This window comes from Paucisalibacillus globulus DSM 18846 (genome assembly GCF_000482485.1).
Taxonomy (GTDB): domain Bacteria; phylum Bacillota; class Bacilli; order Bacillales; family Amphibacillaceae; genus Ornithinibacillus; species Ornithinibacillus globulus.
The window spans coordinates 1-1669 of record NZ_AXVK01000049.1 but is presented as its reverse complement, the minus strand read 5'-3'; the positions used below and the strand labels follow the sequence as shown (position 1 = coordinate 1669).

The window sequence follows — 1669 nt, the reverse complement described above, 5'->3', positions numbered from 1 at the left end:
TGATATGCTCCCCTTAAGGTAGACAGATTAAAAAATAAAAATCTGTTTTACCTTAGGGGGAGTTTTTTTGTCTAATAGATCATATCCAAGCGACTTTAAGTATGAAGTAATAATGGCCTATCAAAATGAAGGTTATTCACTTAGGCAATTATGTTTCAAATATCAAATTTCAAAAAACACTTTTTATAAATGGAAAGAAAAATTTGAAAAGGAAGGACTAAGTGGGTTAGAGGAATCAAAAACATGGAAAAGATATTCCAAGGAATTAAAAGTCAGAGCTGTAGAGGAGTATCTATCTGGAGAATATTCTCAAGATGAAGCGATTCGGAAATATGATATCTCAAGTCACTCGGTATTACAGAGATGGATAAAACAGTATAATGGTCATAGAGAATTAAAAAACACAGGAAAAGGAAGGACGAGCTCTATGACTAAAGGGAGAAAAACCACTTGGGAAGAACGAATTGAGATTGTACAAGATACACTAGCTAACGATAAGAATTATCAAGAATCAGCTAAGAAACATCAAGTGTCCTATCAACAAGTCTATCAGTGGGTACGTAAATATGAAGCTGGTGGATGGGATGCTTTACAAGATAGACGAGGTCTTTCTAAGAGTGAAGAAGAGCTAACTCCAGAAGAAAAAATGAAGTTAGAAATACGCCGAATAGAAAAAGAGAATGAGCGTTTACGCACAGAGAATGCATTCTTAAAAAAGTTAGAGGAAATCGAAAGGAGGCGAAAATAAGCCAAGTAAGATTTGAAGATAAATATATTGCGATTAGGGAACTTCATGAGAAAGATAATGTAAGTATTGTTTCATTATGTAATATCGCTGGCATTTCCCGAGCTGCTTACTATAAATGGCTTAGACGCAAACCTTCACAAAGAGAACTTCAGAATACAGAAGTCATGCAAGAAATGAAAATTATACATAAGAATGTAGAGGGAATATATGGTTATCGAAGAATGACCTTAAACATAAATCGTAAGTTTGACCAAACGTTTAACGAAAAGCGAATTTATAGACTAATGGGGATTGCCGGGATTCAATCCGTTATACGTAGAAAGAAGAAGCGATATAAACATTCCAATCCTCAACACGTTGCAGAGAATTTTTTAAATCGTGAATTCCAAGCTGAAAACCCAAATGAAAAATGGGTAACCGATGTCACGGAATTCAAATATGGTTTCAAGAAAGCATATCTAAGTGCCATTTTAGATTTATATGATGGTTCCATTGTAAGCTATGTATTAGGATGTTCCAATAATAATAAACTAGTATTTCAGACAATCGATCAAGCTACTAAATTATTGAATGGAGATCACCCACTAATTCATAGTGATCGCGGATTCCAATACACCTCACATGGATTTAAACGGAGGATTGATGAAGCAAAAATGACACACAGTATGTCTCGTGTAGGTAAATGCATTGATAACGGTCCAATGGAATCGTTTTGGGGGACGCTGAAATGTGAGAAGTATTATTTACATAGGTATGAGACTTTTGAGGAACTTAAAAAAGCAATAGATGAGTACATCTACTTCTACAACAATGAAAGATATCAAGAACGATTAAACGGCCTTAGCCCTAATGAATACAGAGCTAAAGCCGCTTAAGTCCTTTTTTATTATTTCCACTGTCTACTTGACAGGGGGCAGTTCA

The 1669-nt window shown here is 34.9% G+C and carries 1 protein-coding gene; it reads left to right on the top strand.

Annotation, left to right across the window (positions count from 1 at the left end; genetic code table 11):
• The first annotated feature begins 112 nt into the window (after positions 1-112).
• A protein-coding gene (locus tag K332_RS23660; RefSeq protein WP_156914194.1) for an IS3 family transposase occupies positions 113-1623 on the top strand; the annotation gives its coding sequence in 2 pieces (ribosomal slippage) (positions 113-701 and positions 701-1623; 1512 coding nt in all).
• The last annotated feature ends 46 nt before the right edge of the window (positions 1624-1669 follow it).